General features: G+C 68.9%; 27 protein-coding genes. 14 read left to right on the top strand and 13 right to left on the bottom strand.

The window, feature by feature from the left end; genetic code table 11:
- Positions 1-85 precede the first annotated feature (85 nt).
- From OG758_RS25730 to OG758_RS25720, 3 genes are all read left to right on the top strand, one after another.
- A complete protein-coding gene (locus OG758_RS25730) occupies positions 86-1198 on the top strand; it encodes a LacI family DNA-binding transcriptional regulator (RefSeq protein ID WP_116512120.1) in 1113 nt (370 codons plus the stop codon).
- Positions 1199-1417: 219 nt separating this feature from the next.
- Positions 1418-2584, top strand: coding sequence for a metallophosphoesterase (locus OG758_RS25725; RefSeq protein WP_326712130.1), 1167 nt, complete (start codon positions 1418-1420; stop codon positions 2582-2584).
- 183 nt (positions 2585-2767) lie between these two features.
- A complete protein-coding gene (locus tag OG758_RS25720; RefSeq protein WP_326712129.1) occupies positions 2768-3640 on the top strand; it encodes a hypothetical protein in 873 nt (290 codons plus the stop codon).
- A 151-nt stretch (positions 3641-3791) separates the two neighbouring features.
- Here OG758_RS25720 and thiC read toward each other — a convergent pair whose 3' ends face one another.
- Entirely contained in the window at positions 3792-5576 is a 1785-nt protein-coding gene (gene thiC / locus OG758_RS25715) for a phosphomethylpyrimidine synthase ThiC (protein ID WP_326712128.1), read from the bottom strand.
- Positions 5577-5796: 220 nt separating this feature from the next.
- Here thiC and OG758_RS25710 point away from each other — a divergent pair, with 220 nt between their 5' ends.
- Entirely contained in the window at positions 5797-7149 is a 1353-nt protein-coding gene (locus OG758_RS25710; protein ID WP_326712127.1) for a YibE/F family protein, read from the top strand.
- A 79-nt stretch (positions 7150-7228) separates the two neighbouring features.
- On the opposite strand, the gene OG758_RS25705 is transcribed toward OG758_RS25710, so the two are convergent.
- The 4 genes from OG758_RS25705 to OG758_RS25690 form a co-directional block, all read right to left on the bottom strand.
- Complete coding sequence (locus tag OG758_RS25705; RefSeq protein WP_116512115.1) at positions 7229-7690, bottom strand: SsgA family sporulation/cell division regulator; 462 nt, start codon at positions 7688-7690, stop codon at positions 7229-7231.
- A 100-nt stretch (positions 7691-7790) separates the two neighbouring features.
- Complete coding sequence (locus OG758_RS25700) at positions 7791-8504, bottom strand: IclR family transcriptional regulator (RefSeq protein ID WP_326716028.1); 714 nt, start codon at positions 8502-8504, stop codon at positions 7791-7793.
- A gap of 354 nt (positions 8505-8858) precedes the next feature.
- Positions 8859-9071: a DUF5326 family protein gene (locus tag OG758_RS25695; protein ID WP_266569328.1), complete on the bottom strand. Its 213-nt coding sequence runs from the start codon at positions 9069-9071 to the stop codon at positions 8859-8861.
- Positions 9072-9215: 144 nt separating this feature from the next.
- The gene (locus OG758_RS25690) at positions 9216-9533 is read right to left on the bottom strand and encodes a cupin domain-containing protein (protein ID WP_100597187.1); all 318 of its coding nucleotides are present in this window, start codon (positions 9531-9533) and stop codon (positions 9216-9218) included.
- A gap of 80 nt (positions 9534-9613) precedes the next feature.
- Here OG758_RS25690 and OG758_RS25685 point away from each other — a divergent pair, with 80 nt between their 5' ends.
- From OG758_RS25685 to OG758_RS25665, 5 genes are all read left to right on the top strand, one after another.
- On the top strand, positions 9614-9994 hold the full coding sequence (locus OG758_RS25685) for a phage holin family protein (protein WP_326712126.1): 381 nt from the start codon (positions 9614-9616) through the stop codon (positions 9992-9994).
- 9 nt (positions 9995-10003) lie between these two features.
- Positions 10004-10495, top strand: coding sequence for a low molecular weight protein-tyrosine-phosphatase (locus OG758_RS25680; protein ID WP_326712125.1), 492 nt, complete (start codon positions 10004-10006; stop codon positions 10493-10495).
- The gene (locus OG758_RS25675) at positions 10492-11628 is read left to right on the top strand and encodes a cystathionine gamma-lyase (protein WP_326712124.1); all 1137 of its coding nucleotides are present in this window, start codon (positions 10492-10494) and stop codon (positions 11626-11628) included. Before OG758_RS25680 ends, OG758_RS25675 begins: the two co-directional genes overlap by 4 nt.
- Positions 11629-11865: 237 nt before the next feature.
- The gene (locus tag OG758_RS25670) at positions 11866-12771 is read left to right on the top strand and encodes a LysR family transcriptional regulator (protein WP_227296002.1); all 906 of its coding nucleotides are present in this window, start codon (positions 11866-11868) and stop codon (positions 12769-12771) included.
- A gap of 143 nt (positions 12772-12914) precedes the next feature.
- Entirely contained in the window at positions 12915-13397 is a 483-nt protein-coding gene (locus OG758_RS25665; protein WP_326712123.1) for an NUDIX hydrolase, read from the top strand.
- Positions 13398-13421: 24 nt separating this feature from the next.
- Here the strand turns inward: OG758_RS25665 and OG758_RS25660 are convergent, their stop codons facing one another.
- Entirely contained in the window at positions 13422-14954 is a 1533-nt protein-coding gene (locus tag OG758_RS25660; RefSeq protein ID WP_326712122.1) for a globin domain-containing protein, read from the bottom strand.
- Between the two features lie 389 nt (positions 14955-15343).
- The gene (locus OG758_RS25655) at positions 15344-15976 is read right to left on the bottom strand and encodes an HAD family hydrolase (RefSeq protein WP_326712121.1); all 633 of its coding nucleotides are present in this window, start codon (positions 15974-15976) and stop codon (positions 15344-15346) included.
- 77 nt (positions 15977-16053) lie between these two features.
- On the opposite strand from OG758_RS25655, the gene OG758_RS25650 reads away from it, so the two are divergent.
- Together OG758_RS25650 and OG758_RS25645 are read left to right on the top strand one after the other, a co-directional pair.
- Positions 16054-16590: a DUF2269 domain-containing protein gene (locus OG758_RS25650; protein ID WP_326712120.1), complete on the top strand. Its 537-nt coding sequence runs from the start codon at positions 16054-16056 to the stop codon at positions 16588-16590.
- Between the two features lie 5 nt (positions 16591-16595).
- Entirely contained in the window at positions 16596-17462 is an 867-nt protein-coding gene (locus OG758_RS25645) for a GNAT family N-acetyltransferase (RefSeq protein WP_326712119.1), read from the top strand.
- A gap of 111 nt (positions 17463-17573) precedes the next feature.
- Here the strand turns inward: OG758_RS25645 and OG758_RS25640 are convergent, their stop codons facing one another.
- Complete coding sequence (locus OG758_RS25640) at positions 17574-17996, bottom strand: GlcG/HbpS family heme-binding protein (RefSeq protein ID WP_266562351.1); 423 nt, start codon at positions 17994-17996, stop codon at positions 17574-17576.
- Positions 17997-18089: 93 nt separating this feature from the next.
- On the bottom strand, positions 18090-19304 hold the full coding sequence (locus OG758_RS25635; RefSeq protein WP_326712118.1) for an MFS transporter: 1215 nt from the start codon (positions 19302-19304) through the stop codon (positions 18090-18092).
- Between the two features lie 141 nt (positions 19305-19445).
- Here OG758_RS25635 and OG758_RS25630 point away from each other — a divergent pair, with 141 nt between their 5' ends.
- The gene (locus tag OG758_RS25630; protein ID WP_326712117.1) at positions 19446-19904 is read left to right on the top strand and encodes a MarR family winged helix-turn-helix transcriptional regulator; all 459 of its coding nucleotides are present in this window, start codon (positions 19446-19448) and stop codon (positions 19902-19904) included.
- A gap of 75 nt (positions 19905-19979) precedes the next feature.
- Positions 19980-20432 (top strand): GNAT family N-acetyltransferase, encoded by a 453-nt coding sequence (locus OG758_RS25625; protein ID WP_326712116.1) that lies wholly within the window; start codon positions 19980-19982, stop codon positions 20430-20432.
- 104 nt (positions 20433-20536) lie between these two features.
- Here OG758_RS25625 and OG758_RS25620 read toward each other — a convergent pair whose 3' ends face one another.
- Together OG758_RS25620 and dnaB are read right to left on the bottom strand one after the other, a co-directional pair.
- The gene (locus OG758_RS25620) at positions 20537-21922 is read right to left on the bottom strand and encodes a serine hydrolase domain-containing protein (RefSeq protein WP_326712115.1); all 1386 of its coding nucleotides are present in this window, start codon (positions 21920-21922) and stop codon (positions 20537-20539) included.
- 144 nt (positions 21923-22066) lie between these two features.
- Positions 22067-23542, bottom strand: a complete 1476-nt coding sequence (gene dnaB / locus OG758_RS25615) for a replicative DNA helicase (protein WP_326712114.1) — start codon at positions 23540-23542, stop codon at positions 22067-22069.
- A 458-nt stretch (positions 23543-24000) separates the two neighbouring features.
- Between dnaB and OG758_RS25610 the strand changes: the two genes are divergently transcribed.
- On the top strand, positions 24001-25338 hold the full coding sequence (locus tag OG758_RS25610) for an MATE family efflux transporter (RefSeq protein WP_326712113.1): 1338 nt from the start codon (positions 24001-24003) through the stop codon (positions 25336-25338).
- A 95-nt stretch (positions 25339-25433) separates the two neighbouring features.
- Here the strand turns inward: OG758_RS25610 and rplI are convergent, their stop codons facing one another.
- On the bottom strand, positions 25434-25880 hold the full coding sequence (gene rplI, locus OG758_RS25605; RefSeq protein WP_116512098.1) for a 50S ribosomal protein L9: 447 nt from the start codon (positions 25878-25880) through the stop codon (positions 25434-25436).
- Positions 25881-25898: 18 nt separating this feature from the next.
- Positions 25899-26135, bottom strand: a complete 237-nt coding sequence (gene rpsR, locus OG758_RS25600; protein WP_003949403.1) for a 30S ribosomal protein S18 — start codon at positions 26133-26135, stop codon at positions 25899-25901.
- Positions 26136-26167 lie beyond the last annotated feature (32 nt).

Below are 26167 nucleotides of genomic sequence, written 5' to 3'. Positions count from 1 at the left end.
TGTCCGGCCATGCAGAAACGTGCCTGTCAACGCGTGCATATGCACTCACGCCACCCCGCCACATGAGCCCTACTATCGGCTCGCCATGACAGCAGCAGGGAAGCACCAGGTGAGCAGGGCGGAGACCACCCGTCGGGGCACCCGGCAGGTGCGGGCGGGCATCAGAGACGTTGCCGCCGCCGCCGGGGTCTCCATCACGACTGTCTCCGATGCGCTCAACGGTAAGGGCCGGCTCCCGGACGCCACCCGACGCCATGTCCGCGAGGTCGCCGACCGGTTGGGCTATCGCCCCTCCGCGGCGGCCCGAACGCTCCGTACCGGAAAGTCGGGCCTCATCGGCCTGACCGTCACGACCTACGGGGACGAACCTTTCACCTTCACCGAATTCGCGTACTTCGCGGAAATGGCGAGAGCCGCCACCTCGGCGGCTCTCGCCCGCGGGTACGCCTTAGTCATCCTGCCCGCCACCTCACGCCACGACGTGTGGTCGAACGTCGCTCTCGACGGCACCGTCGTCATCGACCCGTCCGACCACGACCCGGTGGTCACCGAGCTGGTCCGCCAGGGCCTGCCCGTCGTCTCCGACGGGCGTCCCGCCGGCACGCTCCCCGTCACCGCCTGGGTCGACAACGACCACGAGGCCGCCGTCCTCGGCATCCTCGACCACCTCGCCGCCGCGGGGGCCCGCCGCATCGGACTGCTCACCGGCACGACCACGGACACGTACACGCATCTGTCCACCTCCGCGTACCTGCACTGGTGCGAGCGGATCGGACAGGAACCCGTGTACGAGTCCTATCCCGCGCACGATCCGTGCGCGGGGGCCGTCGCCGCCGACCGGCTCCTGGCCCGCCCCGACCGGCCTGACGCCGTGTACGGACTCTTCGACCCCAACGGCACGGACCTGCTCGCCGCCGCTCGCCGGTACGGCCTGCGCGTCCCCGAAGACCTGCTGCTCGTCTGCTGCAGCGAATCGACCGTCTACGCCACCACGGAACCGCCCATCACGACCCTCTCGCTCAAACCACGGCGGATCGGCACCGCGGTCGTCCAGCTCCTTATCGACGCCATCGAAGGGGTTGAATCGGACCGGACGGTCGAGCAGGTGATACCGACGGAACTCATTGTCCGGACCTCGTCCCAGCGCCGTCCGCCCCGCACGACGGTCAGCCCGCCCCGCTCCCCGGGACAGGGCTGAACGGACGGCTTCCGGGTGGTCACCCCGAAGACCACCCGGAAAAGCCTGTACCAATTCGGGAGAAAAGCACGGTGAACAGCCGACCGGATCCGATTCACCACCCCTGGTGCATCACACAGCGCGAGCCGCATTCCTATGATGGGCGCACGACACCGCGGGCCGCTGCGACCAGGCAGTCCGATCGGGTGCAGAGGCGGCGCAATGGTGGTGGAGGGGTCGATGACTCAGGGGGCCGGTCAGGGACCCGAGGTACGCACGGCGACGCTGCGCGACTTCCGCGTTCCCGCGTATGTCCATGACGTACCGGCTAACGTCCAGGAGCCCGGTCACGACCCCGCTCCGCCCGCCCCTGCCGTGCCCCCGCATGCGGAGCCGGATCCCGCGCACCAGGAGCCGTCGCTCTCGCAGCCCTCCTATGCGGAGCCGACGCCTCAGGACCCCGCGTTCGACCAGCCCGACGGGTACACGCCCACCCAGCGCGACCTGCCGGTCATCAACCGCGGTGACACGGTCCAGGTGCAGATCGACACCGAGCCGACGCCCCGTCCCACCGATGGCCTCGGCCCGCTTCATGTCGTCGGCGACGTGCACGGCTACCTCGACGAACTGATCGCGGCCCTGTACGAGCAGGGCCTCATCGACGCCGAGGGCAGCTGGTCGGCGGGCACCGCCCGGCTCTGGTTCCTCGGTGACTTCACCGACCGCGGGCCCGACGGCATCGGCGTCATCGACCTCGTGATGCGACTGTCCGCGGAGGCCGCGGCCGCCGGCGGCTACTGCAAGGCCCTCATGGGCAACCACGAGCTGCTCCTGCTCGGCGCCAAGCGCTTCGGCGACACCCCGGTCAACTCGGGCGCCGGCACCGCCACTTTCCAGGCGGCCTGGCTGCTCAACGGCGGCCAGAAGTCGGACATGGACCGTCTCCAGGACGTCCATCTGCAGTGGATGTCCCGGCTCGACGCCATCGAGCTGGAGGACGACCACCTCCTGATGCACTCCGACACGACCGCGTACCTCGACTACGGCGACTCGATCGAGGCGGTCAACGACACGGTCCGCGAAACCCTCACGCGTAACGACGCGGACGAGTGCTGGGACCTCTTCCGCAAATTCACCAAGCGCTTCGCGTTCCGTGACGAATCCGGACCCGAAGCCGTGCGCGAGCTCCTCGACGCCTACGGCGGCGCGCGCGTCGTCCACGGCCACAGCCCCATCCCGTACCTCCTCGGCGAGGTCGGTACCGAGGACACGGCGGACGGATCCGAGGACAGCCGCCCGCAGATCGAGGGCCCGCATGTGTACGCGGGCGGGCTCGCGATCGCGATGGACGGCGGAGTGACCATGGCCGGAAAGCTGCTGGTCCAGCAACTCCCCATGGATAGCTAGGCGTTCCCCGGGCAGGTGCACCGAACGGGGGCTCGGTCCGGCCACCGGGCCGAATTCGGGAAACCCCCTGTCACCGCGTGCCGTCACCGCTCTACCATCGGCTTATCCGTAGCAGGCTCCCCTCCGTTTCTGCCCGACGGCTCGTAACCATGCGAGCTCCCAAGCCCTACGGAGCATCGGGGGATGCAGATGAACAGCGCTCCGCACCTGCTGAACGAGGACCGCCCCGAGTTCGAGCGGATCCTCGATGATGCGCTGCGTACCGCACCGGACCGCCCTGATCTCGCCGCAGTGGGCCAGCGGCTCAACCCTGAACAACTACGCACCATGGCGCTCAACGCCACCGCGCTGATCACGGCCGCCGCAGCGACCGAGTACCAGAACTACGTGAAGGTCCGCGCCGACCTGCGCGCCTCGCCCCGGCCCGTACGTCCGCTGCGCGAAGGAGGAAGCGCGGCGGAGTCCGGCGGCGGAGCGATCGGCCTGGCCGCCACTGTGGGCGAGGTGGCGGAGACCACCGGCGCCGGCGTCGTAGCCGTCGTCGCGGTGCTCGCCCCCGTGCTCGCCGGGACGGCTGCCGCGATCTTCCTGCTCGTCGGCTACATCCTGAAGATGCTTGATCCGGAACCGGCGTTCGCCCAGACCCTGTTGACGGCAGGCTGGGTGTTCGGCGCGCTCACGGCGGCGGGGATTATTGTCGCCGGCGTGGGCCTGCTGCTCACCGCTCTGCGCAACGGCGCGACGTCCTTGCAGGCCGGCGCGCACAACGAGTCGAACGAGGAGGTGGACCGGGCCAGGGAAGCCTGGTGCGTGGTGTTGCTGGAGCGCGGCATCCTGCCGTTCCTCCGCGAGGCCCTCGCGGAACCACCTCCGGCCCCCGCCAACCGCGGGGGCGGCACCGGAACCACGGGCCGCATGCCACACCTCGGGTACAACAGGCCCGGGTTCAGCAGCCCGGGCGCCGACAGCGGCTCCCCTGCGGCCCCGCGCCCGACGTACTCGAGCCCGGACTTCACGAGCCCCGACTTCGGAGGCCCGGAACACCAGCCGGACTAGGGTCTTTCGTCCTGATCGGGCGAGTCCGGCCTGATCCGAACGAGAGGCCCTGGGGGCTGCCAGGACTCGGCCCGGAGCACCTGTCCACCGGCCGCGAACGGCGACCGGTGGACAGCGCGTGGTGCCCGCATGGGCACGGGCGAGAGCGAGGTCAGTCCGCGATCGGCAGATAGACCCGGTTACCCGCGGCGGCGAACTCCTTGGACTTCTCCGCCATGCCCTCCTCGATCTCGCTCTTGGTCCCGCCGTGCCGGCGGCGGATGTCCTGCGAGATCTTCATCGAGCAGAACTTCGGCCCGCACATCGAGCAGAAGTGGGCCGTCTTCGCGGGTTCGGCCGGGAGCGTCTCGTCATGGAACTCCCTTGCCGTGTCCGGGTCGAGGGCGAGGTTGAACTGGTCCTCCCAGCGGAACTCGAAGCGCGCGTCGGAGAGGGCGTCGTCCCACTCCTGGGCACCCGGGTGCCCCTTGGCGAGGTCCGCCGCGTGGGCCGCGATCTTGTAGGTGATGACGCCGGTCTTCACGTCGTCACGGTTGGGCAGGCCCAGGTGCTCCTTGGGCGTGACGTAGCAGAGCATCGCCGTGCCCCACCACGCGATCATCGCGGCTCCGATGCCGGAGGTGATGTGGTCGTACGCGGGGGCGATGTCGGTCGTCAGCGGGCCGAGTGTGTAGAAAGGCGCCTCCTCGCACACCTCCTGCTGAAGGTCGATGTTCTCCTTGATCTTGTGCATCGGGACGTGCCCGGGGCCCTCGATCATCGTCTGGACGTTGAAGCTCTTCGCGATCGTGTTGAGCTCCCCGAGCGTCTTCAGCTCGGCGAACTGCGCCTCGTCGTTGGCGTCCGCGATCGAACCTGGCCGCAGGCCGTCGCCCAGCGAGTACGTGACGTCGTACGCCGCGAGGATCTCGCAGAGCTCCGCGAAGTTCTCGTAGAGGAAGCTCTCCTTGTGGTGCGCCAGGCACCAGGCGGCCATGATCGAACCGCCGCGCGAGACGATGCCCGTCTTGCGGTTGGCGGTGAGCGGGACGTACGGCAGCCGCACGCCCGCGTGGACCGTCATGTAGTCCACGCCCTGCTCGGCCTGCTCGATGACCGTGTCCTTGTAGATCTCCCAGGTCAGCTCCTCGGCGCGGCCGTCGACCTTCTCCAGCGCCTGGTAGAGCGGGACCGTGCCGATCGGGACGGGGGAGTTGCGCAGGACCCATTCGCGCGTGGTGTGGATGTTGCGGCCGGTGGAGAGGTCCATGACGGTGTCGGCGCCCCAGCGGGTCGCCCATGTCATCTTCTCCACCTCCTCCTCGATGGACGAAGTGACCGCGGAGTTGCCGATGTTCGCGTTGACCTTCACCAGGAACCGCTTGCCGATGATCATCGGCTCGATCTCCGGGTGGTTGACGTTGGCCGGCAGGACCGCGCGGCCCGCGGCGATCTCCTCGCGGACGACCTCCGGCTCCACGTTCTCCCGGATGGCCACGTACTCCATCTCGGGCGTGACCTCCCCACGCCTGGCGTACGCGAGTTGGGTCACCGCCTGGCCGTCACGCCCGCGACGAGGCTGGCGGGGGCGGCCGGGGAAGACCGCGTCGAGGTTGCGCAGACCGCCGCGCGGCGAGGTGTGCTTGATGCCGTCGTCCTCGGGGCGGACCGGGCGGCCCGCGTACTCCTCGGTGTCGCCACGGCTGATGATCCAGTTCTCCCGCAGCGGCGCGAGGCCCCTGCGGACGTCGGTGTCGACACTCGGATCGGTGTACGGCCCGGACGTGTCATAGAGCGTGACCGCCGTGCCGTTGGTGAGGTGCACCTGGCGGACCGGCACCTGGAGGTCGGGGCGCGAGCCCGTGACGTACCCCTTGTGCCAGCCGATGGACTTCCCGGCCTCGCCCGTCTCTGCGGACAGGTTGGAGGCAGGCGTGCGTGCGTCCGATGTGGTCATGAGACCTACTCCCTACGCCGGCATTACCCGGTAACAGGTTCGGCGGTCGACGCAGCGGCTTCCGTCTGGCGATGTTTCATGTGAAACATCGCCGAAGCGGAGGTCAGCGCCCTCTCAGCCCGGTGCTCCGAGCTCCCGCGTGTGCAAAGGTGCCCCCACGCTAGCGTCATTTCTGGCGCGCTGAACAGAGGGCCCCTGCCGTTCTTGCGATGATCGGCCGGTGACCAGCACGCAGCAGTCTCCGTCCTCGCCACCGCATCCCCCCCATGCCCAGGAGGGCGGAGGGCACGGGCACTCCCACAGTCACGGCCCTGCCGCACCTGTTTCCAAGCATCTGCGCAAGGTCATCGCCGCGGTGCTCATCCCGTTCTCCGTGGCGGTCGTCGTCGGCCTCGTGGTGCTCTGGCCCGGCGGCGCCCCCTCCCATGCCCGTACGGGCGTCGGCTTCGACCGGCAGACCCAACAGGGCACCGTGACACGAGTCGACAAGGTCGACTGCCGGTCCGTGAACGCCTCCGGCGACACCCCCACCGGCGATACGTCGACCGCCGAGGGCCGGTCCGCCGAGCAGCAGGCGAAGGGCACGTGCGAGAAGGCGACGGTCCGCGTCGACGGCGGCACGGACACCGGGCATACGTTCACGGAGATCGTGCAGCCGGACTCGCCGCGGCAGTTGCACGAGAACCAGAAGGTGATCGTGGCCTACGCGCCCGACGCGCCCAAGGAACTCCAGTACTCCGTCACTGACGTGAACCGCAGACTCCCGATGTCGCTCCTCGCCGGGATCTTCGCGCTGGCCGTGGTCGTCGTGGGCCGGCTGCGGGGCGTCATGGCACTCGTCGCGCTGGCCGTCAGCTTCATGGTGTTGACCTTCTTCATCCTGCCCGCGGTCCTTCAGGGCTCAAATCCGCTGGTGGTGGCGGTGGTCGGGGCGAGCGCCATCATGCTGATCGCTCTGTACATGTGTCACGGTCCGACGGCCCGAACGTCCGTCGCGGTGCTCGGCACGCTGGTGTCGCTGCTCCTGATCGGTCTGCTCGGCTCACTGTTCATCGGCTGGGCCGCGCTGACCGGCAACACCGACGACAGCACGGGCCTGATCCACGGTCTCTACCCGTCCATCGACATGAGCGGTCTCCTGCTCGCCGGCGTCATCATCGGTTCGCTCGGCGTGCTCGACGATGTGACGGTCACACAGACGTCAGCGGTGTGGGAGCTGCATCAGGCCGACCCGACGATGGGCCGGCGCGGCCTGTACCGCGCGGGCATCCGGATCGGCCGCGACCACATCGCGTCGGTGGTCAACACGCTGGTCCTGGCGTACGCGGGCGCGGCGCTGCCGCTGTTGCTGCTCTTCTCGATCGCGCAGAGCAGTGTGGGCACCGTGGCCAACAGTGAGCTGGTGGCCGAGGAGATCGTCCGCACTCTGGTGGGCTCGATCGGGCTGGTCGCCTCGGTGCCGGTGACGACCGCGCTCGCGGCTCTGGTGGTCTCCGCTGACCGACCGGGATCCCCGTCCGCTGCCGCGGCCGGTCCGGCACGCGGAGGCAGGGGACGGCGTCGGAAGCGCTGAACCCCTGCGAGGGCACCCCAAGGGCGCCGGTCTGCTGAAGCGTTACGTCAGTTGATCGTGAGCGGACTCCTGGAGCCCGTCAGCCCGCGCTCTGCTCCTCGGCGAGGATCCGGTCGAGTGCCTCGTCGAGATGCGTCTCGAAGTCGGCGAGCGCCCGCTCCTGGCCGAGCGGGACGAGCTTGTCAGTGCGATCGAGGAACGCGACGAGGGGGGCGACACCCGCCTTGAACAGTGCTTGGTCTCCGCCCACTTGGAGCCGGATGTGCACCTCGCCCGGCATGTCGCCCGGGCTGCCCGCCAGTTCCACCGGCTCGATGCGCACATCGCCGTCGCCGCAGGGACCGGCCACGCCGTCCACCAGGAGCTCTCTGCCGAACGCCCACGTCACCGGGGCGTCCCCGGGGAGGTGAAAGGTCAGCCGCACGGCGTAGGGATCAGCTGCGGCGTACCTCAGCTCCACCGGGATGCGGAACGAGAGTTCCTCGGAGACGAGGAAGCTCATCATGACCTCTGCTTGTACTGCCTGTACCGACTCGCGCATCGCCTACCCCGTCAATTTGCCGTCGATCGGCCGGGAACAGCCTTCCCGACGCTCTTCGCATCTTGCTTAACGTACATGCGGGATCACAAGGAGTGAGTTTTCAGATGCTGATAGAGAAGGCGAGTGTCCCCACGAGTTTCCCGACTTCGTTCTGCAACTGGCGGGCCGCGGGCAGCAGACGTCCGGCCTGATGGGACGGGAGGGAGACCGCCATCGTCGCCGCGGTGGACCCGACGGTGATGGGAAACGCGGCGCAGACCGTGCCCAACGCGTACTCCTGGCGCTCTACGACCGGCTGCATCCGCCCCTGCCCGTTCAGCCGTCGTAGCAGCGCGCGGTCGTCGCGCACCGTGTACGGCGTGATCGAATGCGCGGGATATCGGTCGAGGTGATCGCGTCGGCTCTCGTCGTCGAGCTGGGCGAGGAGGCATTGGCCGATCGCGTGGGCGTGCCCCGTCTCGCGGAAGTCGGCCCATTCGGCGACCGCGGGATTCCCGGGCGTGTCGGCGACGGCCACGACTTCGATCTCACCCTCGCGGTAGACCGAGAAGTACACCGGGACGCCGATGGCGTCGCGCCAGTGCTGCAGGGCGTCGGTGATCATGCCGCGACGATTCTGCTGGGCTCCGCTGCTACTCAGCCTCTCGGCCGCCGCCCCCAGGACGAACAGGCCCTTCTCCTTGCGGAGATAGCCCTCGTGGGCGAGCGTGCGCAGCAGGTGATACGCCGTGGGAAGCGCGAGGCCGGCCTCCCGGGCGAGCTGCTTGGCCGGGGCGCCCTCTTCGTGCGACGCGACGGCCTCGAGAAGGCGCATCGCCCGCTGGACGGATCCGATGAGGGTGGGCGGGGCGCCGGCCGGGCCCTCGGAGTGAGCCTCGGCCTGGGCGTCGTCGTAGGTGTGCGTGCGACAGCCGTCGGGTGGGGCCACCGCGTGTGGGGACATGGCGTCGGCGGACATGGTGTCGGGGGACGCGATGTCGGCGGACAACAGGGCGGCGGAAAGCGGTTCAGCCGTGGCCAAGGTTCACTCCCGAAGCGCGTGGGGTCCCCCCCGCTTCTCGGGAATCACGGGGATGCGGCCGTCGAGTTCCGGACTCTAGCCCTGGCCACCGCTTCGAGAGGGCCGCGCGGGGAAACTTCCCCCGCGCGAGCGAACCGTCGCCCGGTGCTACCAGTCGCTGCGCGAGGACGAGCCCGTGATGAACTTCCGTACGACGTAAATGAGTCCACCGACCAGGGCTACGAAGACCAGCACCTTGAAGAGCAGACCGATCACGAAGCCCACGACGCTGGCTATCAGCCCGCCGAAGACGACCAGGGCGATGACCGGCACCGCGACCCACTTAACCCACCACGGCATGCCCGTGAAGATCTCTCGCACTGCCATCGCCCTTACCTCTCTCCTGAGCCGTACCTCTTCGATACGGCTTCTGCACTCGATGCTGGCACGCCGAGGCGCTCCGTGGGGGCCGCGGACCCCTTGCCGTCCCCTGAGCGACCCCCTAGGGAACCCCGAGATCCGCCGTCAGCTCTCAGGCGGAGAGAACACCACCAGAACCCGCAGGTCCTCGCTGATGTGATGGAACTTGTGGGCCACCCCGGCCGGCACGTACACGACGCTGCCGCGCGCCACCTGGGTCGTCTCCATACCGACGGTGATCGAGCCGCGACCGCTGACGACGAGGTAGACCTCGTCCTGCTGGTGGGGCTGCTGCGGGTCCTGGTCCCCCGCGTCGAGGGCGTAGAGCCCGACCGACATGTTCCGCTCACGCAGGAACTGCAGATACGCGCCGTCGTTCGCGGCACGTTCCGCTTCCAGTTCGTCCAGCCGGAATGCCTTCATCCCTCTTGTCCGCCCCTTGCCCGTGAGTGGCCTCGCCGGGCCACTCTCATGATCCGGTCTCGTCTGCCACGATCAGACACATGAAGAATTTCGTAGTCAAGACGATCGCCAACGCGGGGGCCCTCGCTGTCGCCGTGTGGCTTCTCGACAAGATCACGCTCACCGGTGACAGCACCGGCAAGAAGGCCGTCACGCTGATCATCGTGGCGCTGCTCTTCGGCCTGGTGAACCTGCTGGTCAAGCCCATAGTGAAGGTCCTCACCTTCCCACTCTTCATCCTGACGCTCGGCCTGATCACGCTCGTGGTCAACGCCCTGATGCTGTTGCTGACCTCGTGGCTGGCCGACCAGTTGAACCAGGGCTTCCATGTCGAGGGGTTCTGGACCGCCGTCCTCGGTGGCCTGATCATCTCGGTTGTCTCCTGGGCGCTGAACGTCGTCCTGCCCGACGACAAGGACTGAGCCCGGCCCATGCCCTTCCGCGTGTGCTTCGTCTGCACCGGCAACATCTGCCGCTCGCCCATGGCCGAGTCGGTCTTCCGCGCGCGCATCCACGAGGCCGGTCTCGACGGCCTCGTGGAGGTGGACAGCGCGGGCACCGACGGCTGGCACGAGGGAGACGGTGCCGACCATCGCACCGTCTCCGTGCTGGCGGCCGGCGGCTACGAAAGCGGCCATAGGGCCCGGCAGTTCAGCGCCTCGTGGTTCACCCGGCGCGATCTGGTGATCGCCCTGGACGCCGGGCATCTACGCACTCTGCGCCGCCTGGCACCGACCCCGGATGACGCCGAGAAGATCCGCCTGCTGCGCTCGTACGACCCCTCGACAGGGACAGACCTGGACGTACCGGACCCTTACTACGGCGGCATCGATGACTTCGAGGAGTGCCTGAGAATGGTGGAGGCGGCGAGCGACGGTCTGCTCGACGCGGTACGCGCAGCACTGGAAGGACGGGCGGCATGACGCAATCGGCGCAGATCGGGGACGGCACAAGGGCAGTGAGGGCGGGGCTGCCCGAGGCCTCGAAGAACGAACCGACACTGCCAGGGCCTGTCTTCGCCGCACACTTCCACCTGCCGGGTGATGTCTCGGGGCCCTACACGTACGGCCGCGACGACAACCCGACGTGGACCCACCTGGAGCGGGCCATCGGCGAGCTCGAGGCGCCCGGCCAGGAGGACGTCGACACCCTCGTCTTCGCCTCCGGGATGGCCGCCATCTCGGCCGTGCTGTTCTCTCAGCTCAAGGCCGGCGACGTGGTCGTTCTGCCGAGCGACGGCTACCAGGTGTTCCCGCTCGTCCGCGAGCAGCTCACGGCGTTCGGCATCGAGGTCCGCACCGCCCCCACCGGCGGCGACGCCCAGCTCGACGTCCTGGACGGCGCGAAGCTCCTGTGGATCGAGACGCCGTCGAACCCCGGCCTCGACGTGTGCGACGTGCGGCGGCTCGCCGAGGCGGCACACGCGCGTGGCGCCCTGGTAGCGGTCGACAACACGCTCGCCACGCCGCTCGGCCAACGCCCCCTGGAGCTCGGCGCCGACTTCTCCGTGGCCAGCGGCACCAAGCAGCTCACCGGCCACGGCGACCTCCTGCTCGGCTACGTGACCTGCCGCGACGCCGAGCTGACCGCCTCGGTGCGGGGCTGGCGCAAGATCGTCGGCGCGATCCCCGGCCCGATGGAGGCCTGGCTCGCCCATCGCTCGCTCGCCACGCTCCAGTTGAGGGCGGAGCGGCAGAACGCCAACGCGCTCGCGCTCGCTCTCGCCCTGCGCGACCGCGACGACATCGAGGGCCTGCGCTACCCGGGTCTGCCCGACGACCCCTCGCACAAGATCGCCGCGCAGCAGATGCGGCGCTTCGGGTGCGTGGTCTCCTTCACGCTGCCCACGCGCGCGCGTGCCGAGCGATTCATGGAGGCCCTGACGCTCGTGGACGACGCGACGAGCTTCGGCGGCGTGCGGTCCACCGCCGAGCGCCGTCGCCGATGGGGCGGGGACGACGTCCCGGAGGGCTTCATCCGCTTCTCCGCCGGCGCCGAGGATCCGGACGACCTGGTGGCCGATGTGCTGCGCGCGCTCGACGAGGCGGCCGCCTAGGGCCTCTCGCGGGCCGTTTCGCGCCCGCCGTGACCTCGGCCCAATAACCGATACGCACAACGGACGGCCCGAGCCTCCCCCCTCGTGGCTCGGACCGTCCCCGGTTCCTGCGCGCCAAGAACCGCGCGCATAAGGCTAGTTGACTCTGTGTCAGTGTCCAATCACCGTAGCGACAGAGACCTATCGACATATTTATAGTTGAGGCCGACCCGGGGGCCGAGAGGGGAGGACACCGTCATGGATCTCGCCTTGCTGCGCACCTTCGTGACCGTGCACCGGGCGGGCTCCTTCACGCGGGCCGCCGCACTGCTCGGCCTTTCGCAGCCCGCGGTGACGTCTCAGATCCGCACCCTGGAGCGGCAGTTGGGCCGCCCCCTGTTCCTTCGCCAGGCGCGTGGCGTGACCCCCACCTCCATCGGTGACGAACTCGCCCACAAGGCCGCTCCGCACCTCGACGCCCTCGTGGAGATCACCGAGACCGGCATCGACGAGGAGTCGCCGGTACGCACGCTGCACCTCGCGGGGCCTCCGGAGTTCACCGCCGAGCGCGCGCTGCCCGCCCTCACCGCTCTCACCCGTGACGACGGCCAGAGCTTCGCCCTGCGCGCCTCCTTCGGCAACGCCGAGGAAGTCCTGGAGGGGCTTGGCGCCGGACATCATGATCTGGCCATCACGACGGCCCGACCGCGCGGCGCCCTGCTCACCGCGACTCCGCTCTGCGACGAGGAGCACGTCCTCCTTGCCTCACCCCGGTGGGCCGCCCGCATCGGGCCTGGCACCCTGCGCCGTAACGGCGCGGCCGCGCTGGAGGATCTGCCACTGGTCGAGGCGCACGAGTCGCTGCCGTTCGTCGCCCGCTACTGGGCCGCCGTCTTCGACTCACGCCCTGCCACCTCGGGCACCGTCATCGTGCCGGATCTACGCGCGGTACTCGCCTGCACCATCGCCGGTGCCGGGCTCTCGGTGCTCCCGCGCTACCTCTGCGCACCGGCTCTCGAGCGTGGCGAGGTGGTCGCGCTGCTCGATCCTCCGGTGCCTCCGCTGCGGACGTACTTTCTCGTCGTGCGTACCGGCACGCTGGCCATGCCGCACATCGCGCGGTCGCACGAGTGGCTGCTGCGCGCCGCCGTCGATTGGTGCTGATCAGTTCATGGCGATCAGTCGGTGGCGATCAATCCTTGGTGACCAATCCCCGGTGATCAACTAGCGCTGATCAATTGGCGCTGTCCTGAGGCCAGGTCGGTACGGAATGTTTCACGTGGAACCGGCGGGGCCACATTCCTCCCATGACCGTCCGACCCGTGGTCAAGCGCACCGCACGCGCCGTTCTGCTCGACGGCAACGACCTGATCCTGATCAAGCGGACCAAGCCCGGCATGGATCCGTACTGGCTGACCCCCGGCGGCGGGGTCGAATCCGAGGACGAGACCGTCGTCGACGCCCTGCACCGCGAGGTGCACGAGGAGCTCGGCGCCAAGATCCTCGATGTGGTGCCCTGCTTCGTGGACACCGTCGAGCACATCGGCGAGGACGGCGGCGCCACCGGAGTGAAGGTCCAGCACTTCTTCGTCTGCCGCCTGGAGTCCATGGACCTCAGCCAGCGCCACGGCCCCGAGATCGAGGAGCCGTGCGGCGAATACGAGATCGTGCGGGTGCCCTTCACTCGCGTCGGCATTGCATCGGTCCATCTCGTCCCACTGTCCCTGCGGCACTATCTCGACGGCAACATCGAGGGTGTACGGGCGATGCACGCACCTGACCTGGGCTGACGGCCGCCTTGTTCAGGCCCGGCCTCAGTTGCCGGTCGCGACGAGTTCCTCCACGGAGTCGTGGCGGATCCGGTCCACCGGGATCCCTATGTCCCGCAGGGCGTCCACTCCGTTGCGGATCATGCCGGGCGGACCCGACAGATAGGCGTCGTACTCGTTCCAGGGGCCGTACTCGCGCACCGCGTCAGGCAGTTGCAGATGGGCCTGCTGATCGACGATCGGGCGGACCGCCAGCCAGGGGTGGGTCTGCTGGAGCCTCAGCATCGTGTCGATGTCGTACAGGTCGTGGTCGGTGCGAGCCCCGTAGAACACCTCGACCCGGCGCCGCTGGCCGTGCTCCGCGACGTCCTCGACGAGTGCCTTGATGGGCGCGATGCCGGTGCCTCCCCCAAGACAGAGGAGCCCGCTGTCGGAGCTGTGGTCCACCGTCATCGAACCGGAGGGCGGGCCGAGGCGGATCACATCGCCCGGGCGAGCGCGGTGCACGAGCGCGTTGGAGACCCACCCCGCCGGGACGGCCTTCACGTGGAACGAGAGCAGCCCGTCGGAACGGGGCGCCGAGGCGAAGGAGTAGTGCCGCCAGATCCGCGGCCACCACGGCGTCTCCAGGCTCGTGTACTGCCCGGCGAGGAACGGGTACGGCTGGTCGGGCCGGACCGTGACCACGGCGATGTCCGAGGTCCTCAGATCGTGCGAGACCACCTCGCCGTACCACCACGCGGGTGCGCGCAGCTCGTCCGCCGCCGCCGCGTCGATCATGACCTGGGAGATCGTCGTGTACGTGCGCACCCAGGCCGCCTCCGTCTCCTGGTCCCACGTCGTCGTCGCGTACCGGGTCAGCGCGCCGATCAGGCACTCGCCGACCGCGGGGTAGTGCTCGGGCTGCGTGCCGTACTTACGGTGTCCGCGGCCCAGGTTCTTCAGGTACGGGACGAGGACACTCTTGTTGTCGGCGTGCTCGGCCGCCGTCAGCAGCGCCTTCAGGAGCCGGTCGCGCTGGGTGTCCATCGAGGCGGGGAAGAGGGGCCGGAGTTCGGGGTGGCGCACGAAGAGCAGCGCGTAGAAGTACGAGGTGACCTTGTCGGCGTCGGGGCCGACTTCCTCCAGCGTGCGGCGGATGAGCCGCGCGTCGGGGGAGGCCTCGGGCCCCGGAGCGGGGCGGGGGGTGGGCTCTGCCCTGGGCGCAGTTGGTGCCTGTGCCGAGGGCGCGGAGTGCGGCGGGTGCGCGGGGCTCGACCCCTGGCCCTGCTGGGCGGCATGGGGGCGCGCGGTCGCGTGCGGGCCGGGCTGCTGCGGGGGCGTGCCGGCGGCTGACGCGTACTGAGGGGCGGGGGCGGCCTCTGCGGCCGGGGCGGCGCTCTGCGCGGGCACCGTGCCCTCGCGGTCGCGCGATATTCGTTCGGGTCGGCCCACGGGTCGTATCGGCGTGACCTTGCGCCCCTCTGACGGCGTCTCCTGGTCCGTGCTCGCGCCGGCGGGCGGCGCCTTACGCGGCGTGAACCAACCGCCCCCGCCGCCGGAACCGGAGTCGGCCGACGTAGTGGTCGGAGCGTCCATGCTGTGCCTCGCCTCGAACATCTTTCGGTCGGTCTGCGTACTTCCGCGATCGGAAGACGCTCTTTCCCCGTTCTGCCGCGGCAGAATGCGGCGGCCCAAGTGAACCCGCATTCCGGTCCGCTACGGACAAGTAAGGGAGGAATGTGACATTGCCCGCAGTTCCTCCCCGCAGCGTGCCATCCGGCATGACCCAGCAAGCCGCATAGCGGAAATAACAGGTCTTCGATCTCTCCGTCCCGTTAGGCTGTCTTGGCCTGCGTGCATGGCCCGGGATGCGCTGAGCGCGCCTGCCGTGGACCGGAGTCGACCCTACCGGCACCCGCCAAACGCACAAGTCCCCCTTGCCCAGCAAGGAATTCGACAGGCGAAATGCCCCTGCAATCCCTCAATTAGCGGGCGTGCCGCACCAATTCGTACGCCTCCCACAGATCGCGGCCGGCATACGAGTGAGTCGCCAGAGCTGCGACGTGCTGATCCGCATTGATCGCGACCGATACCGGCACGGCGCCGAACAGCTCCACATCGGAGAACGAGTCGCCGTAGGCAAGGCAATCGGCCCGGGACACTCCGAACTGTTCACGGAGCCGGTCCGCGATCTTCACCTTCGCCGCGGCGCTGAGAACGCCCGCGGGGTCGACGGGCTCGGTGAAGGGCACCGCGGGAAAGCGGGACCCGTGCGCCGCATGGGCGCCCCACCCCGTCAGCCGCTCCACGAAGAACGACGGCGAGAGCGAGACCACGGCGCAGTACTCGCCGCGCGCCCGTATCTCCGCCCAGGTCTCCCGGATACCCGTCAGCCAGGGCGCACCCTCGAACGCGGCCGTCACGTGCTCGGGTGTGAGGCCCTCCCACAGGGCGTGCACCCGCCGCGCATACTCCGGCGGACCGATGCGCTGAGCGCCGATCTCACGGTCCAGGGCCACGGTCTCGGCCTCGAGCCCCAGTTGACGGGAGATTTCCACGGGCGCCGACGTGCCGTGCAGCAGCGTTCCGTCCAGATCGAAGAGATGCAGTCTCGCCATGTACGCCGAGGCTAGTACCCGCGGTTACTCCCTCTGTCGGACGCCCTCGAGGGGCCACTCCCGGCACGGTGTTTCACGTGAAACTACGCCGTCCCGCCCGCCGGGCCATCCTCGTCGTCCATATGACGTCCTCCGCTTGCTGGCTGGGGCTCACGCTCGGCCTGCTCGCACTCGCCGTCACGGCGATCACCACGGGTTCCGACCTGATGGTCGAGGCCGCCTGCCGCGCGATGAAGGTCTTCACGGACTGGCTGGTGATCCCGCTCGCTCTGATGACCCTCCTGAGCGGCCTGCTGCTGTCACTGGGCACCGCGTGGGGCCTCGCCCGACACCGCTGGGTCTATGCCAAGTTCTGGCTCACGCTCGCCACCACCGCCGCTTCGATCTTCGCGCTGCGTCCCGGTATCGACACCGCGGTCGCGACGGTGGCAAGAGGTGCTCCGCTGCCCCATCCGAGCGACCTGGTGGCCGGTCCCATCGTCTCCCTCACCGCCTATCTCTTCATGACGGTGATCTCGGTACTCAAGCCATGGGGACTGACGCGACGTGGCCGAAAGCAGCGGCTCGCTGCCCGCAAAGCGGTGGACGCGGACCGGCTGAGTCAGACAGCCTGACCTGCGTGTCGACACCTCCCCTCTCCGCTCTGCCCATCCGCCGGCTGACCCCGCGTGACCTCACGGCGTGCGCCGACCTCTCCGAGGATCGCGGCTGGCCCCGCGAGGAACACAAGTGGGGCCTGCTACTCGCGGCCGGCACCGGCTACGGCATCGACGACCCCGACGGGGGCCTGGTGAGCGCCTGCGTGGTGACCGACTACGGCCCGCCGAACCGGCCCACGTTGAGTGCCATCGGCATGGTCCTCGTCGCCGAACGCCACGCCCGCCGCGGCATCGGCCGCCGCCTCATGCAGTACGTGGTCGAGCAGGCGGACACCACACCGCTCACCCTGCACGCGACGCCGTACGGCCGCCCGCTCTACGAGGGGCTGGGCTTCAAGGTCACCGGGCGTGCGGAGATGGTGCGGGGACACTTCGCCCCCGGCGGACCTACACCGTCAGTGGCCACGCGCGCCGCGACCGCGGAGGATCTCTCGGCCATCCTTCGCCTGGACGCGGAGGTCTTCGGCCCCGACCGCACCCACGTCCTGACCCGCCTCCCGGCCTTCGGCGACCAGCTGCGCGTGGCCGAGGACGGGGGCGAGCTCCTCGGCTTCGCGGCAGCCTGGCCCAACATGGACACCCACGTCATCGGCCCGCTGATCGCCCGCGACACCGAGACGGCGAAGGCTCTCGTCACCTCGCTCGCCGCCGCCACGGATCGCCCCCTGCGTACCGACATCGACGTACGCCACGAGGAACTGCTGGCGTGGATCAAGGAGCGAGGAGTGGAGTCCCAGGCCTTCAACGCCGTGATGACCTATGGCGCCCCCGACCTCCCCGGCGACTGGACGCGCCGTTTCGCGCCTCTGACAGTCGCCGCGGGCTGACCTGGACCAGGCGGCGCATGCTACGAAGTCCGCCCCGGACACCGTGGGATCACGGTGTCCGGGGCGGACTCTTGTACGGGCAAGGCCGGCGCGCTTACGCCTCATGGAGCGTCAGACGAGTTCTGCCACGGCTGCCGTGGCGAACCCGTGGTCCTGCTCCGGTGCGCCGCCACCGACACCGATGGCGCCGATGAGGCGGCCGTCTCGGTGGACGGGGATGCCGCCCGCGATGAAGAGCAGCGGACGGTCCAGGGCGGTGGGCAGGCTGTGGAAGGGGCCGTCGGGCTTGACCAGGTCGACGAGGTCCGCGGTCGGGGCGTTCAGCTGGAGGGCGGTGTATGCCTTGCGGGTGCTGGTCTCACCGGAGATCAGCACAGCCCGGTCGTCGCGCCGGAAGGCGAGCAGGTGTCCGCCGGCGTCGAGGACAGTGACGCTGACGGTCACTCCGGCGGACTCGGCCGCACGGCTGGCGGCGGTCACGAGGATCTCCGCGTCCTGGATGGTCAGCGGCGCGACAGCGGTGGTGGTGCTCATGAGGGGTCTCTCCTTGCGGGGGTGTGCGGTGGAACGGTTGCGGGGACGACGCCGGCCCTGCGGGTGGGGATGAGGTGAAGTGCTGCGGGACGCTCAGCTGTGAGCGGGTTCCGCCTTGCGGGCTCCTTCGGGCGCCGCACTTGCGACGTCCGGGGTCGAGACCTTGGACCGGCGCTCCAGGCCCGCGGACACGACGGCCAGGACGAGCGCGGCGGCTGCGAGCACGGCTCCGACCCAGTTGGGGGCCGTGTAGCCGAGGCCGGCCGCGATGACGATGCCGCCGAGCCAGGCCGAGAGAGCGTTGCCGAGGTTGAAGGCGCCGATGTTGACCGCGGAGGCCAGGGTGGGGGCGCCGTGGGCGTGGTCGAGGACCCGCTTCTGCAGCGGCGGCACCGTGGCGAAACCGAGGGCGCCGATCAGCGCGATGAAGATCGCCGCCAGAACCTTGTTGTGGGCGGCCAGCGTGAACAGGGCCAGCACGACGGCCAGCCCGCTCAGGGCGACGTACAACATCGGCATCAGCTTGCGGTCGGCGAACTTGCCGCCGATCAGGTTGCCCGCAACCATGCCGAGCCCGAACAGGACAAGGAGCCAGGTCACCGACGTGTCGGCGTAACCGGCGACGTTCGTCATCATCGGTGCGATGTAGGTGATGGCGGCGAAGACTCCGCCGAAGCCGAGCACCGTCATGGCCATCGCCAGCAGGACCTGGACGTTCTTGAAGGCCGCGAGCTCGTGTCGCAGATGGACGCCTTCGGCCTTGGGCATGTCGGGGACGAGCTTGGCGATGCCGAGCAGTCCGACGACTCCGAGCGCCGCGACGACCACGAAGGTGACCCGCCAGCCGATGCTCTGGCCGATGAGTGTGCCCAGGGGTACGCCGACGACGTTGGCGACGGTCAGGCCGGTGAACATCATGGCGATGGCTCCGGCCTTCTTCTCGGGGGCGACCAGCTCGGCCGCGACGACCGCGCCGATTCCGAAGAAGGCGCCGTGGGCGAGTGAGGCGACCACGCGGCCGATCACCATGACGAGGAAGACGGGCGCCACCGCGGAGAGCACGTTGCCCACGATGAACAGACCCATCAGGAGCAGCAGCATCCGCTTACGTGAGATGCGGGTGCCCAGAATCGTCATGAGGGGGGCGCCGAACATGACGCCGAGGGCGTAGCCGGTGACCAGAAATCCGGCCGTGGGGATGGAGACGCCGAAGTCGCCCGCGACCTCGGGGAGCAGCCCCATGATCACGAATTCCGTGGTTCCGATCCCGAAGGCCCCGATCGCGAGAGCCAGAAGCGCGAGAGGCATAGGGTTCACCTTCCCAGACTGTTGCAGATGCGCTTTGCGTGCGTTCACAATACTTGCAGACGCGTACTACTTGCAAGCGCTGACAATTTCACGCGTGGACTATCCTGGGTTCAGCCGCTTCGGGACGGAGGAACTAGAGCCATGACCGCCACAGACCCCGCACTCACCGCCCTGGCCCAGGGCTGGTGCGCTCTCTCCCTGCTCCACGGGAGGATCGAGACCCACATCGAGCGCGCTCTGCAGACCAAGCACGACCTGAGCGTGCGGGAGTACTCGCTGCTCGATGTCCTCAGCCGCCAGCACGACGGTGAAGGCGGTCACCTGCAGATGAAGCAGGTCGCGGACGCCGTCGTCCTCAGCCAGAGCGCCACCACGCGCCTGGTGACGCGCCTTGAAGACCGCGGTCTCCTCGCCCGGTACCTCTGCCCCACCGACCGGCGCGGCATCTACACGGACGTGAGCGAGGCGGGCCTGGCTCTGCTCGCCGACGCGCGGCCCACCAATGACACCGCCCTGCGCGAGGCACTCGACGAGGCGGCGAAGAACCCCGAACTCGCCCCGCTGGTCCGCGCGGTGGAAGCCGTACGCGTCCCGGCCTGAGGCATCACCTCGGCAACACCGTCGGCTCGCAAGCGGTCCGGGACCGACGACACCATGGCCGCATAGGCTGCGGCCATGGGAGATCTTGAGATACGGCCTGCCGTGGCCGCCGACGTACCGGCCATCGTGGCGATGCTGGCGGACGACGCTCTGGGCGCCGGCCGCGAGTCACCGGACGACCTCACGCCATATTTGGAGGCGCACGCGCGCATCGCCGGGGACCCCAACCAGCACCTGGTCGTCGCCGTGCGCGAGGGGCGCACTGTCGGCACCCTTCAGCTCACCGTCATCCCCGGGCTGTCACGGAGGGGCTCTACGCGCTCGATCGTCGAGGGCGTCCGCATTCACGCGGACGAGCGTGGCAGCGGGCTCGGCACACTGCTCATCGAGTGGGCCGTAGACGAATCCCGCCGTCAGAACTGCCAGTTGGTGCAGCTGACGTCCGACGCCACCCGTACCGACGCCCACCGCTTCTACGAGCGACTGGGTTTCGAGGCCTCACATGTGGGCTTCAAGCTCCAGCTCTGACAACGCCGAGGGGCAGGGTGGTCGTCTGTTTCACGTGAAACAGACGACCACCCTGCCCCTTCACCACGCGACCCCGATCGAGACGGACCGGGAGAGGAGATCGGCTAGGAACGCGGAAGCCCCCGCCAGCCCTCCGGGTCCACCCCGCCGGGAACCGGCGCCCCCTTCTCGTACGGCTCGCGCGTGAAGACGAACGACCCGAGATCGAGATGGCTCACAGACCCGTCGGGCCTGCGCTCTACGCGCAGGAGCTCCCCCGCGTAGTAGCCGTCCAATCCCGTCCAGGTTCCGTCGCCGTTCGGGCGGAATCGCGAGTCCCGCACCCCACCCGTCACCGGCCCGAGCGAGACGCCCCCGTCGGCCGTCAGCCGCAGCACCGTGCTCTGCGTCCCCCAGTACCAAGGCCCGGCGAGCTCCAGCACCGCCGCATCGACCTCCGGCAGGGGCCGCCACGGCTCAGGGATGCGCGGCTCGGCCTCGGCGACGATGCGGAGAAGGTCAGTGCTGACCATCGATGCGGGAACGCCCGACGTGCAGTTGGCGAGCGTGACCGCGGCCAGACCGTCCTCCTCGCTCAGCCACAGCCCCGCCACGAACCCGGGCAGCGAACCGCCGTGCCCGGCCAGCACCCGGCCGTTCCTCCGCGCCAGCTGTAGACCGAGGCCGTACGAGGAGTCCCAGTCCCCCGGCAGTGTGGGTGCCGCGGGCGTGCGCATATCGCGTACGGACTGCGCACTCAGAACCCGGTCGTCACCCTTCATGAGGAACACGGCGAACCGACCCAAGTCCGCTGCCGTCGACCAGAGTTGGCCCGCCGGAGCCATCAGCCCCAGGTCCTCCGAGGGCTCCGGCATCATCACATCGGCCCAAGGGTGCACGGCCCAGCCACCGGCGTGCGGGGCCTGCGGTTGCCCGCTCGTCCGGTGCAGACCGAGAGGCTCCAGGACCTCGCGGCGCAGGACGTCCTCCCACGGAGCACCGCGCAACGCCTCCACCAGAGAACCCAGCAGCGTGTAGCCGGGGTTGGAGTAGTGATGCTGCTTGCCGACCGGATGCCGGAACGGCTCCTCGCCCAGCACATCGGCGAGCTCGGGACGCAACGACGACGATGAACGCTCCCACCACGGGCCGGGGGTCTCGGCCGCCAACCCGCCGGTGTGTGCCAGGAGTTCGGCGATGGTGACCTGGCCGGCGCCGGTGCCCGGCAGATGCTTCTCCAGCGGGTCGCCGAGGTCGAGCACCCCCTCATCCCGCAACCTCAGCACCAGCACGGCCGTGAACGTCTTGGTGATCGAGCCGATCCGGTACTGCACGTCCTCGTCCGGAGCATGCCCGTCCACGCAGGTACGCCCATCGCTCCACACCAGCTGACCGTCACGCACGACGGCGGCCACCAGCGAAGGCGATCGGCCTTCCGCCTGAGCGGTGGCGATGCGGTGCAACAGAGTTCGGCGCGTCGTGGGCAGCAGTTCTTCAGGGGATGTCGTCATGCCCCAAGTCCACCCCGCCGGCCGCCGGGCGTCGACCCTTTTTAGGCCGACGGATCCGGGCAGAGCAGGGCCGGAGCGCGCACGTTCAGAGCGCGCGGGTCCGGGTCGGTCGGGACCAGTCGTGCGGGACCAGGTCGTGCGGGATCAGGTCTGCGCCATGTCCACGAAGCGCGAGTAGTGACCCTGGAAGGCGACCGTGATCGTCGCCGTCGGACCGTTACGGTGCTTGCCCACGATGATGTCCGCCTCGCCGGCGCGGGGAGACTCCTTCTCGTAGGCGTCCTCGCGGTGCAGCAGGATCACCATGTCCGCGTCCTGCTCGATCGAGCCGGATTCACGCAGGTCGGACACCATCGGCTTCTTGTCCGTACGCTGCTCGGGGCCACGGTTCAGCTGCGAGAGCGCGATGACCGGCACTTCCAGCTCCTTGGCGAGGAGCTTCAGGTTTCGCGACATGTCCGAGACTTCCTGCTGACGGCTCTCGGAACGCTTCGAACCACCGGCCTGCATCAACTGCAGATAGTCGATGATCACGAGCTTGATGTCATTGCGCTGTTTGAGGCGCCGGCACTTCGCGCGGATCTCCATCATCGACAGGTTCGGAGAGTCGTCGATGTAGAGCGGTGCCGCCGAGACCTCAGGCATCCGGCGCGCGAGCCGGGTCCAGTCCTCGTCCGTCATGGTGCCGGAGCGCATGTGGTGCAGCGCGACCCGTGCCTCCGCGGACAGCAGACGCATCGCGATCTCGTTCCGGCCCATTTCCAGGGAGAAGATGACGCTGGGCAGGTTGTGCTTGATCGAGGCGGCACGGGCGAAGTCGAGCGCCAGTGTGGACTTACCCATGGCGGGACGGGCGGCGATGACGATCATCTGGCCGGGGTGCAGGCCGTTCGTCAGGGAGTCGAAGTCCGTGAATCCGGTGGGCACACCGGTCATCTCACCGCTACGGGAGCCGATCGCCTCGATCTCGTCGAGCGCGCCCTCCATGATGTCGCCGAGCGGCAGGTAGTCCTCGCTGGTGCGCTGCTCGGTGACGGCGTAGATCTCGGCCTGCGCACTGTTCACGATCTCGTCGACGTCGCCGTCGGCCGCGTATCCCATCTGCGTGATGCGCGTGCCCGCCTCGACGAGCCGGCGCAGGACCGCACGCTCGTGAACGATCTCGGCGTAGTACTCGGCGTTGGCCGCCGTCGGAACCGTCTGGACGAGGGTGTGCAGGTACGATGCGCCACCGACCTTGGTGATCTCGCCACGCTTGGTGAGCTCAGCCGCGACCGTGATCGGGTCGGCCGGCTCGCCCTTCGCGTACAGGTCGAGAACCGCGGAGAAGATCGTCTCGTGCGCGGGACGGTAGAAGTCGTGCCCCTTGATCACCTCGACGACGTCGGCGATCGCGTCCTTCGACAGGAGCATGCCACCAAGGACCGACTGCTCGGCATCGAGGTCCTGGGGGGGTACCCGCTCGAAGGACGGAGCTCCGTCGTCCCAGCCGCCGTCACCGCCGCGGTCGTGCTGCTCCTCGCGCCCCCGCCCACCGCTGCCACGCTGGCGGGAAGCAGGCAGACGGTCACTGGGACCGCTGTCGGCCCAGGGGTCGTCCAAAGGCTCGGAGATACTCACCGGGCCACCTCCTCCAGTCCGCCGGGCGGACCTCGCCGTGCCCTCTTTCTTACGGCACGGCACTGACAAATATGGGGACCCGACTCCGGTTCTGACGCGACGGTTCATGACGTTTCCGAGGCCTGAAATCGTGGCGGGCGCCGCACCACGGTAGGCCCCTCGGCACCTTCAGCCAATCTGGTTATCCACAGGCGGTGTGGATGAAGAGCCTCTCGCTGTGGAGAACTCCGCAAAACCTGTGCACGACACGGTGGACAGCCCTGTGAACAAGCCCTCAGGAGACGCGCAGAAACGTGTCTGACCTGCAGCTTTCCCGTCCACCGGCTGTGCAGAAAAAATACTTTCCCGGTCGGCTCAAGATCCCTGTAAACGGTGCGTGACGCAGCGCTCGAGAGGCAGCAAAGTAAGGACTCAAAGTAGGTTGCATCTCTTACCTGTGGAAGATTACATTGGTGCTCATGACACAGGCTCCCGCGGCGTCCAAGGCCGCCCGGCGGCGGCATGACCGCGAGATCGTCGCGCTGGCCGTCCCCGCCTTCGGCGCGCTCGTCGCCGAGCCTCTTTTCGTGATGGCCGACAGCGCCATCGTCGGCCATCTGGGCACCGCCCAACTGGCTGGTCTCGCTGTCGCCTCGTCCCTCCTGATGACCGCCGTCAGCGTCTTCGTCTTCCTGGCCTACGCGACCACGGCCGCGGTGGCCCGCCGCGTCGGCGCCGGAGATCTCCAGTCCGCGATCCGTCAGGGCATGGACGGGATCTGGCTCGCCCTGCTGCTCGGCGCCGCGGTCATCGCCATCGTCCTGCCCACCGCCCCCGCGCTCGTCGAGCTGTTCGGTGCCTCGCACACCGCGGCGCCCTATGCGATCACCTATCTGCGGATCTCCTCGCTCGGCATACCCGCGATGCTTGTCGTCCTCGCCGCCACAGGAGTTCTCCGCGGCCTCCAGGACACCAAGACCCCTCTCTATGTCGCAATCGGAGGCTTCGTCGCCAACGGCGCGCTCAACGCAGGGCTCGTCTACGGCGCCGGCCTGGGCATCGCAGGATCCGCCTGGGGCACCGTCATCGCCCAGCTCGCCATGGCCGGCGTCTATCTCGTCGTCGTCGTACGTGGGGCCCGTCGTCACGGCGCTTCCCTGCGTCCCGACGCAGCCGGAATACGAGCCTGTGCCCAGGCAGGCGCCCCGCTGCTCGTCCGCACCCTCTCGCTGCGCGCGATCCTCATGATCGCCACCGCGATCGCAGCCCGGCTCGGAGACGCGGACATCGCCGCGCACCAGATCATCATCTCCCTGTGGAGCCTGATGGCCTTCGCGCTGGACGCCATCGCCATCGCCGGACAGGCCATCATCGGGCGCTACCTCGGAGCGGACGATGCCCAGGGCGCACGGGATGCCTGTCGCCGCATGGTGCAGTGGGGCATCGCCGCAGGGGTCGTCCTCGGACTCCTGGTGATCGTCTCGCGACCGCTCTTCATTCCGCTGTTCACGAATGATCAGGCCGTCCAGGACGTGGCGCTGCCCGCTCTCCTGATGGTCGCGCTCTCTCAGCCCATCTGCGGCATCGTCTTCGTTCTCGACGGAGTCCTCATGGGGGCGGGAGACGGTCCCTATCTCGCCTGGGCGATGCTCGCGACCCTGGCGGCCTTCACGCCGGTCGCCCTGCTGGTGCCGGTTTTCGGAGGTGGGCTCACTGCCCTGTGGGGCGCGATGACTTTGATGATGACCGTGCGCATGCTGACACTGTGGCTGCGCTCGCGCTCCGGCCGCTGGATTGTCACAGGCGCCACGCGCTGACCCGGTTTCACGTGAAACGGTGACCGTGAAACGCGTTGGGCCGCACCCCGAGGGGTGCGGCCCAACGTTTGCTTCAGCTCTGCCAAGCGCAGTGCTTAGGCGGAGACGACCTCGACGCTGACCTTGGCGGCAACCTCGGGGTGCAGACGCACGGTCGCCTCGTGGGCGCCCAGCGTCTTGATCGGCGAGCCCAGCTCGACGCGGCGCTTGTCGACCTTCGGGCCACCAGCGGTCTCGATCGCCGAAGCGACGTCAGCCTGGGTGACGGAACCGAAGAGACGACCGGCGTCGCCGGAGCGGACGGCCAGGCGGACCTTGACGCCCTCGAGGCGGGCCTTGATCTCGTTGGCCTGCTCGATGGTCGCGATCTCGTGGATCTTGCGGGCGCGGCGGATCTGCGCCACGTCCTGCTCGCCACCCTTGGTCCAGCGGATCGCGAAACCACGCGGGACCAGGTAGTTGCGGGCGTACCCGTCCTTGACGTCGACGACGTCGCCGGCGGTGCCGAGGCCAGAGACCTCGTGGGTCAGGATGATCTTCATTAGTCGGTCACCCTTTCCTTATCGCGCGGTGGACGTGTAGGGCAGCAGCGCCATCTCACGGCTGTTCTTCACGGCCGTGGCGACGTCACGCTGGTGCTGCGTGCAGTTGCCGGTCACGCGGCGGGCACGGATCTTGCCGCGGTCGGAAATGAACTTCCGCAGCATGTTCGTGTCCTTGTAGTCCACGTACGTGACCTTGTCCTTGCAGAAAGCGCAGACCTTCTTCTTAGGCTTGCGCACAGGCGGCTTCGCCATGGTGTTTCTCCTGTGTGATCAAGAAGTGTGGG

The organism is Streptomyces sp. NBC_01474 (assembly GCF_035918215.1).
In the GTDB taxonomy this organism is placed as follows: Bacteria; Actinomycetota; Actinomycetes; order Streptomycetales; family Streptomycetaceae; genus Streptomyces; species Streptomyces aureus.
This window is presented reverse-complemented; position numbering and strand designations above follow the sequence as displayed.

Excerpts from the sequence above, each read along its gene's own strand:
- OG758_RS25690 (WP_100597187.1), bottom strand. The coding sequence starts at position 9,533 with ATGAAGGCATTCCGGCTGGACGAACTGGAAGCGGAACGTGCCGCGAAC.
- OG758_RS25620 (WP_326712115.1), bottom strand. The coding sequence starts at position 21,922 with ATGACGACATCCCCTGAAGAACTGCTGCCCACGACGCGCCGAACTCTG.
- OG758_RS25640 (WP_266562351.1), bottom strand. The coding sequence starts at position 17,996 with ATGAGCACCACCACCGCTGTCGCGCCGCTGACCATCCAGGACGCGGAG.
- rplI (WP_116512098.1), bottom strand. The coding sequence starts at position 25,880 with ATGAAGATCATCCTGACCCACGAGGTCTCTGGCCTCGGCACCGCCGGC.
- OG758_RS25725 (WP_326712130.1), top strand. The coding sequence starts at position 1,418 with ATGACTCAGGGGGCCGGTCAGGGACCCGAGGTACGCACGGCGACGCTG.
- OG758_RS25665 (WP_326712123.1), top strand. The coding sequence starts at position 12,915 with ATGACCGTCCGACCCGTGGTCAAGCGCACCGCACGCGCCGTTCTGCTC.
- OG758_RS25655 (WP_326712121.1), bottom strand. The coding sequence starts at position 15,976 with ATGGCGAGACTGCATCTCTTCGATCTGGACGGAACGCTGCTGCACGGC.
- OG758_RS25680 (WP_326712125.1), top strand. The coding sequence starts at position 10,004 with ATGCCCTTCCGCGTGTGCTTCGTCTGCACCGGCAACATCTGCCGCTCG.
- OG758_RS25685 (WP_326712126.1), top strand. The coding sequence starts at position 9,614 with ATGAAGAATTTCGTAGTCAAGACGATCGCCAACGCGGGGGCCCTCGCT.
- rpsR (WP_003949403.1), bottom strand. The coding sequence starts at position 26,135 with ATGGCGAAGCCGCCTGTGCGCAAGCCTAAGAAGAAGGTCTGCGCTTTC.
- OG758_RS25625 (WP_326712116.1), top strand. The coding sequence starts at position 19,980 with ATGGGAGATCTTGAGATACGGCCTGCCGTGGCCGCCGACGTACCGGCC.
- OG758_RS25720 (WP_326712129.1), top strand. The coding sequence starts at position 2,768 with ATGCAGATGAACAGCGCTCCGCACCTGCTGAACGAGGACCGCCCCGAG.
- OG758_RS25730 (WP_116512120.1), top strand. The coding sequence starts at position 86 with ATGACAGCAGCAGGGAAGCACCAGGTGAGCAGGGCGGAGACCACCCGT.
- OG758_RS25670 (WP_227296002.1), top strand. The coding sequence starts at position 11,866 with ATGGATCTCGCCTTGCTGCGCACCTTCGTGACCGTGCACCGGGCGGGC.
- thiC (WP_326712128.1), bottom strand. The coding sequence starts at position 5,576 with ATGACCACATCGGACGCACGCACGCCTGCCTCCAACCTGTCCGCAGAG.
- OG758_RS25635 (WP_326712118.1), bottom strand. The coding sequence starts at position 19,304 with ATGCCTCTCGCGCTTCTGGCTCTCGCGATCGGGGCCTTCGGGATCGGA.
- OG758_RS25700 (WP_326716028.1), bottom strand. The coding sequence starts at position 8,504 with ATGCGCCTTCTCGAGGCCGTCGCGTCGCACGAAGAGGGCGCCCCGGCC.
- OG758_RS25630 (WP_326712117.1), top strand. The coding sequence starts at position 19,446 with ATGACCGCCACAGACCCCGCACTCACCGCCCTGGCCCAGGGCTGGTGC.
- OG758_RS25610 (WP_326712113.1), top strand. The coding sequence starts at position 24,001 with ATGACACAGGCTCCCGCGGCGTCCAAGGCCGCCCGGCGGCGGCATGAC.
- OG758_RS25660 (WP_326712122.1), bottom strand. The coding sequence starts at position 14,954 with ATGGACGCTCCGACCACTACGTCGGCCGACTCCGGTTCCGGCGGCGGG.
- OG758_RS25675 (WP_326712124.1), top strand. The coding sequence starts at position 10,492 with ATGACGCAATCGGCGCAGATCGGGGACGGCACAAGGGCAGTGAGGGCG.
- OG758_RS25705 (WP_116512115.1), bottom strand. The coding sequence starts at position 7,690 with ATGCGCGAGTCGGTACAGGCAGTACAAGCAGAGGTCATGATGAGCTTC.